Consider the following 229-nt stretch of genomic DNA (forward strand, 5'->3'; position numbering starts at 1 on the left):
GCTTTAACAGGTGACAAATCCGGTGTCTTCTCCAAGAGTTCCGATAAATTCTCTGCAGAGGACTTCCTCACCCGTTTGGAGTCAGTCATGGTTTATACGCTTCTATTAGTGTCGCCGATCACAGCGGCAATCGGCATGGCATCTTTAAAAAGCTCGTATTTGCTTCCTTCAAGAGCCTGCTGATGATGTTAAATTGCTCCCTTTTATTATAAGGAACGGTAAAACGAAA

1 protein-coding gene is annotated in these 229 nt (G+C 43.7%); it reads left to right on the plus strand.

What is annotated here, in order from left to right; translation table 11 throughout:
• Nucleotides 1-183 (plus strand): hypothetical protein (locus P6709_RS20430; RefSeq protein WP_278242698.1); only part of this gene is annotated, 183 nt, incomplete at its 5' end.
• Between the last annotated feature and the right edge of the window lie 46 nt (nucleotides 184-229).

The sequence above is a fragment of the Jeotgalibacillus sp. ET6 genome (assembly GCF_029667115.1).
Classification (GTDB): Bacteria; Bacillota; Bacilli; order Bacillales; family Jeotgalibacillaceae; genus Jeotgalibacillus.